Source organism: Candidatus Andeanibacterium sp. (assembly GCF_057143545.1).
Genome location: NZ_DBNHSF010000212.1, coordinates 1 through 5,952 on the forward strand (window position 1 = coordinate 1; position 5,952 = coordinate 5,952).

Below are 5,952 nucleotides of genomic sequence, written 5' to 3' on the forward strand. Positions count from 1 at the left end.
GCGCCGGACCCGAACAAAGCTGGATCCCGGAACAGGTCCGGGATGACCAACGTTGTGGCTAAGCCACCTCCATCCGCTTCACATCCGGTTCCTTCCCGCTCAACTGCACCTGAGCGAGGTCATAGCCGACCTGCATCGCTAGCAACGTCTGCGCGCGGATGCCGAAGGCTTTTTCGAAGCGCAGCGCCATCATGGCGCTCATCGCGGCGCGACCATTCAAGAGAGTGCTCATATTCTGACGGCTTACACCGACATGCTTCGCCATCTCGGTCACCGAGATATTGTATGGCTCGAGGAAATTGCGCTGCATCCACGGGCCGGGATGCGAAACAATCGAAGGGTGCAGTTCGATACCCATCAGTGATAATCCTCCAGATCGAGGTCGGCGATGGTTCGCTCGTCGACCTTGGTGAATGTCAGTCGCCAATTCCTTGTGACGGTCATGGCAAATGTGCCTTTCCGGTCTCCGGTGAGCGGGTGAAACCCGAAATTGGGCGGTATATTCAGATCGTCAAATCCTGCTGCAAACCGCAACAAATGAAGCATGTCGGCAACCCGCTGCGGCTCGATCACACCCTTGGCATTACCGGCTTCCGCAAAACGCCGCAGAGCCTTATGCCGGATGCTCTCGATTTCCATCGAGTGTCATGTATCGCATGACACATTGACTGTCAAGTGAGGCATGACGAAGTGGGCGGGTTGGAGGCGTTCCTGCCTGCAACAAGCCGACTAGCTCGTAGCCGCTTCAGCCTTGCAATCGGCGACCGATTCCCGCTCGATAATCTCGAACGGGACCACGGTGTGCTCCTTCGCCTTTCCGGGACTGGCCAGCCGCGCGGCCAGCAGCCTGCCGGCCGCTTCGCCCATCTGCTCGAGCGGCTGGCGCACGGTGGTAAGACGCGGGCGGACCCGTGATGCCACCGCGTTGTCGTCATAGCCGACGATCGAAATGGTTTGCGGGATGGCGATTCCGGCGTCCTGCGCGGCATCGATGATGCCCGCGGCCATCTCGTCATTGCTGGCGAAGATCGCTGTCGGCTTGGCCTCGAACAGCCTGCCGGCCAGCGCGCGACCGGATTCGCGAGTGAAATCGCCCTGCACCACCAGCGCCGGATCGACCCGCATTCCCTTTTCGCCGAGTGCATTTGCATAGCCGTTATAACGGCGCATGCTGACGAGATGGACATTTGGACCGCGCATGATCGCGATCCGCCGGTGGCCGCGCGCGGTCAGCACCCGTGTCACTGCCGATGCCGCCTCGAATTCGTCCATGCTGACGATGTCGCCCCGGTCGGGATCGAGCAAGGGAGCAATCCGGACATAGGGCAGCCTGCGCCGTTCGACCAACGAGAGGATGTGCCGGTCATCGCTGACCGGCGGCGTCAGGATCAGGCCGGCATGCTCGGTTTCCTTCACGATGACTTCGAGCGATTGGTCCTGGCCATAGACATTGGTCGAGTTGAGCGCGAAGCCCGCGGCGCTGCATGTCCGGCTCGCACCCGAACGGATGCGCGCGATGTAGTCCTCGCCGGAATTGTCCGACAGCAACAGGACGGTCCTGTATCCGGTCATCCCCTGCAACCCTCTATTGTTATCCTGATTCGGGCTGCCTCAGTTAACGTCACAGGGTGAACAATTCCTCAATTTCCGAGCCTGGCCAAGCCGGGCAATGGTTACCGGAGCCCGGTCTCCAATCGATCGGCGCGTTCTCAAATGGCGGAATTGCTTCGTCTTCGACCACTCAGCGTTCATGCTGGGACGAATAAACCTGAACAAAAGCCTTACAGTCCGGTTCACCTTCGCGTCAGGCCGATTCCCATATCACCTCCCAACAATATCGCCGCATCCCACTCTGCGGCAGGATGGAAGGATGACCGCATGAGACTTTCACACTTGCTCAAGTCGAGTGGGCTTGCCGCGATCGCTGCCGCATTGGCCGCAACTGCCCTCCCCGCTCAATCCGTGGCCCAGGATCGCGAAGGCTGGTCGCAGCGCGACAACGATCGCCGCTCGGCGCGGTCCGAGCGGTCGAGCGGATCGGACCGGTCGACCCGTTCGAGCCGCAGCTCGCGTTCGGATGACGGGGATTCGCGCCGGTCGGAATCCAGGAGTGCGGAATCGCGGAGTTCGCAATCGTCGAACCGGCAATCGAGCTATACTCCGCCCCGGCGGGTGGATGTTCCCGCCTCGCGGGTCGAGACGCGATCCGCGCAAGGCGCGCGCGGCACGGGCGACAGCCGGGCCGAGCGGAGCACGCGCAACCGCTCCTATTCGGACGGTGATCGCAACCGGACCTATACTGCCCGCCGGGCCGATGATTCGGACCGCACCACAAGCCGCGCATCGACTCGCGACAGCTATGCCGAACGGCGCTTCGGCGACCAGCTTAGCGATCGCGAACGCGCCCGGGTGAGCCGGATCACCGAAGAGCGCAACCGCAATTATCGCGACGGCGATCGCAATCGCTCCTATTCCGACCGCGACCGCAACCAATCCTACAGCGACCGCAACGGGTCCTATCGCGACGGTTATCGCGACGGCAGCCGTGACTATCGCCGCTGGGACCGCCGGTGGCGCGACAGCGATCGCTACGATTGGCACCGCTATCGCGACCGCAACCGGAGCATCTTCCACATCGGATTCTATTACGCGCCCTATCGCAACTATTACTACCGGCGGCTGAGCATCGGCTATTTCCTCGATTCGCTGTTCTTCGCGAGCCGCTACTGGATCGACGATCCCTGGCGCTATCGCCTGCCCGAAGTCTACGGCCCCTATCGCTGGGTCCGCTATTACGACGACGTGCTGCTGGTGGACATCTACACCGGCGAAGTGGTCGACGTGATCTACGACTTCTTCTGGTAATTCCGGCCCTCTATTCGACTACCCGTCGGTTAGAGTGGACCGGCGGGGCGGGGTCCCTGCGAACAGCAGGGGCCCCGTATCGCTGCGCATCAGGCCTTCGGCGTTCCGAAGGGCAGCATGCGGAAGAGATTCCCGTCCTTGTCGATCAATGTGTGCTTGAGCGCGCCGAGAATGTGGATCGCGACCAACGCCAGCAGGATCGTGCCGGCAACTGCGTGGGCCTCGAAGATCGCCTCGCCGCGGTCGGGCGATTGCGAGACCGGCAGCGCGGGCAGTTCGAACAGCCCCCAGACATTCACTCCGAAGCCGAATGACGACATCGCCACCCATCCGGCGAGCGGCATGACGATCAGCAGGACGTAAAACAGCGTGTGGACAGTTCTCGCCAGGATCCGCTCCCAGCCGCCAATGTGGGCGGACAGCGGCGGCGGTGGACTGTAGATCCGCCAGCCCAGCCGCAACAGGACCAGCACCAGGATCATCACGCCTACCGCCATGTGGTTCGACATAACCTCGACGCGCTGGGCGTCGGGCAGGTGCTCGCCATATTCGGCGATGCGCCAGTTGACGATCACCGCAATCGCAATCGCCCAGTGCAGGAGCATTGCGACCCCCGAATATCTCACTTGCTGCATTACAGGTCTCCTCTCCGCCGCGCAGCCTAGCCATCCCGCTGGAAACGGCAAGTCGCGCATTGTCGCGACGGGTTGCGGGCGCGGTGCGCTTGAGTAAAGAGCGGCAGCGATGAGCAAGCGCCCTTACGCCAAGCACCTTCCCAATCCCGACAAGGCCGCTCTTGTCCGCGTCGGCGAACAGGTACGCCAGCGGATCGAGGCGCATCCCACGATCTACCGCATGCCGACCGAAAAGGCCGAACTGTTCGCGCTAGGCGAATTCATGAGCGAGGCCGAATGCGCCAGGATGCGCGGGCTGATCGACCAGGTCGCCAAGCCGTCGAAGGCTTTCTCGGCCAGCTATTCTTCCGCTTTCCGCACGTCCTATTCGGGCGATGTCGATCCGTGGGACCCGTTCGTGCGCAAGATCGAGCGGCGCTTCAACGACCTGTTGGGCATCGATCCCTCGTTCGGCGAAACGATCCAGGGCCAACGCTATTTGCCCGGTCAGGAGTTTCGCGCCCATTGCGATTGGTTCTATACCGACGCCGATTACTGGCCGAACGAGGCCGAGCGCGGCGGGCAACGCAGCTGGACCGCGATGGTCTATCTCAACCCTGTCGAGGACGGCGGAACGACCGATTTCGTCGAGCTCGGGCTTTCGATCCAGCCCAAGACCGGCGTGCTCCTCCTGTGGAACAACGCGACCCCCGACGGCACGCCAAATATCGCCACGTTGCATGCGGCCACGCCGGTGGTGGCGGGCGAGAAATACATCATCACCAAATGGTATCGCACCCGCAAATGGGGCTGATGCGGCGGACGGATGATCAGGCGCGGGCGAGCGCCTGGGCAATCAGTTTCCTGGTATTGTCGATCCCGTAGAGTGCAATGAAGCTCCCCATCCGCGGTCCTTGCGAGGAGCCGAGCAGGGTCTCGTAGAGCGCCTTGAACCAGTCGCGCAAATTCTCGAAGCCGAAGGCAGGGTCCTTGCCGATCTCGTAGATCTCGGTCTGCAGGTCTTCCGCGCTGGCGTCTGGCGCCGTCACAGCGAGCAGCGCATCGAGCGCCTTGAGCGCTTCGGCCTCGTTGGGCGCCGGAGCGCGGAACTCGAGCGTCGGCGCGATGAAATCGCGATTATAGGCGAGCGCGCGGTCGATCAGCGCTTCAAGGTCCGGATGATGCGCGGGATCGAGATCGTGGATATAGTTGCCGAGATAGTTCCACACCTGCGCGTGACTGGCGTCGGCGCCAAGCACACCGACAAGGTTGAGCAGCAGCCCGTAAGTTACCGGCAGCGCATCGCCATCCCCGCCGTGATAGCCATTGACGCGCAGCAGGTGCCAGGCCGGATTGCCAAGCTGCTGTTCGAGCGGCTGTTCGGGGATCTTCGCGCGGAACTGCCAATATTCGTCGACCGCGCGCGGAATCACGCCGATGTGAAGCTGCTTGGCGCTCTTGGGCTCGCGATAGAGGTACAGTCCGAGGCTCTCTTCGCTGCCATAGGTCAGCCATTCCTCGATCGTCAGGCCATTGCCCTTGGACTTGGAAATCTTCTCGCCCTTCTCGTCGAGGAACAATTCGTAGATCATCCCTTCGGGCTTGTGCCCGCCGAGAATCTTCGCAATCCGGCCCGATTGCGTGACGCTGTCGGTCAAGTCCTTGCCGCACATCTCGTAATCGACGCCGAGCGCGACCCAGCGCATCGCCCAGTCGACCTTCCATTGCAGCTTGGACTGGCCGCCAAGGATCGACTGTTCGACCGTTTCGCCCTGGTCTTCGAAGCGGACGATGCCCGCTTCGGCATCGACCACTGCGACCGGCACCTGCAGCACGTGGCCGGTCTTCGCGCTGATCGGCAGGACCGGCGAATAGGTCATGCGGCGCTCTTCGCGCAGGGTCGGCAGCATCACGTCCATGATCGCGTCGAAATTTCGCAGCACGTTTTTCAGCTGATCGTCGAACGCGCCCGAATTGTAGCGGTCCGAGGCGGCGACGAATTCGTAATCGAAGCCGAACCGGTCAAGGAATTCGCGCAGCATCCGGTTGTTGTGATGCGCAAAGCTCTCGTGGCCCTTATCGAACGGATCGGGAATGCGGCTCAGCGGCTTGTGCAGGTTCTCCGCCAGCAACTCCTGGTTGGGGACATTGTCCGGAACCTTGCGCAGCCCGTCCATGTCGTCGCTGAACGCGATCAGCCGCGTGGGATGCCCGCCGGTCAGCACCTCGTAAGCGCGGCGGACGAAGGTGGTGCGCAGCACTTCCTGGAATGTGCCGATATGCGGTAGGCCGGATGGGCCATAGCCGGTCTCGAACACCACCGGCACGAGCCTGCCCTCGCCGTCACGCTTGCCGCCCGGGAAGCGCTTCACAAGCCGCTGCGCTTCCTGGAACGGCCAGGCCTTGGAGGATTGGGCAGCGGTCATGAGCGCATCGTCGGTCATCGCCGCGCGCTTTTGCGGATCGCTGCGCA

The 5,952-nt window shown here is 62.4% G+C and carries 7 protein-coding genes; 2 read left to right on the forward strand and 5 right to left on the reverse strand.

What is annotated here, in order from left to right; genetic code table 11:
• Nucleotides 1–58: 58 nt before the first annotated feature.
• The 3 genes from AC16XC_RS12420 to AC16XC_RS12430 all read right to left on the reverse strand — a co-directional run bounded on the left by AC16XC_RS12420 (nucleotide 59) and on the right by AC16XC_RS12430 (nucleotide 1,572).
• Entirely contained in the window at nucleotides 59–358 is a 300-nt protein-coding gene (locus tag AC16XC_RS12420; RefSeq protein WP_484034975.1) for a HigA family addiction module antitoxin, read from the reverse strand.
• Nucleotides 358–639, reverse strand: a complete 282-nt coding sequence (locus AC16XC_RS12425) for a type II toxin-antitoxin system RelE/ParE family toxin (protein ID WP_484034976.1) — start codon at nucleotides 637–639, stop codon at nucleotides 358–360. The genes AC16XC_RS12420 and AC16XC_RS12425 overlap by 1 nt, the downstream gene beginning before the upstream one ends.
• A gap of 90 nt (nucleotides 640–729) precedes the next feature.
• Nucleotides 730–1,572 (reverse strand): substrate-binding domain-containing protein, encoded by an 843-nt coding sequence (locus tag AC16XC_RS12430; RefSeq protein WP_484034977.1) that lies wholly within the window; start codon nucleotides 1,570–1,572, stop codon nucleotides 730–732.
• 306 nt (nucleotides 1,573–1,878) lie between these two features.
• Here AC16XC_RS12430 and AC16XC_RS12435 point away from each other — a divergent pair, with 306 nt between their 5' ends.
• Nucleotides 1,879–2,865: an RcnB family protein gene (locus AC16XC_RS12435; protein ID WP_484034978.1), complete on the forward strand. Its 987-nt coding sequence runs from the start codon at nucleotides 1,879–1,881 to the stop codon at nucleotides 2,863–2,865.
• A gap of 89 nt (nucleotides 2,866–2,954) precedes the next feature.
• Here AC16XC_RS12435 and AC16XC_RS12440 read toward each other — a convergent pair whose 3' ends face one another.
• Nucleotides 2,955–3,500 (reverse strand): cytochrome b, encoded by a 546-nt coding sequence (locus tag AC16XC_RS12440; RefSeq protein ID WP_484034979.1) that lies wholly within the window; start codon nucleotides 3,498–3,500, stop codon nucleotides 2,955–2,957.
• A 109-nt stretch (nucleotides 3,501–3,609) separates the two neighbouring features.
• Between AC16XC_RS12440 and AC16XC_RS12445 the strand changes: the two genes are divergently transcribed.
• Nucleotides 3,610–4,293, forward strand: a complete 684-nt coding sequence (locus tag AC16XC_RS12445) for a prolyl hydroxylase family protein (protein ID WP_484034980.1) — start codon at nucleotides 3,610–3,612, stop codon at nucleotides 4,291–4,293.
• Nucleotides 4,294–4,309: 16 nt separating this feature from the next.
• Here the strand turns inward: AC16XC_RS12445 and AC16XC_RS12450 are convergent, their stop codons facing one another.
• Nucleotides 4,310–5,923: a lysine--tRNA ligase gene (locus tag AC16XC_RS12450; RefSeq protein WP_484034981.1), complete on the reverse strand. Its 1,614-nt coding sequence runs from the start codon at nucleotides 5,921–5,923 to the stop codon at nucleotides 4,310–4,312.
• Between the last annotated feature and the right edge of the window lie 29 nt (nucleotides 5,924–5,952).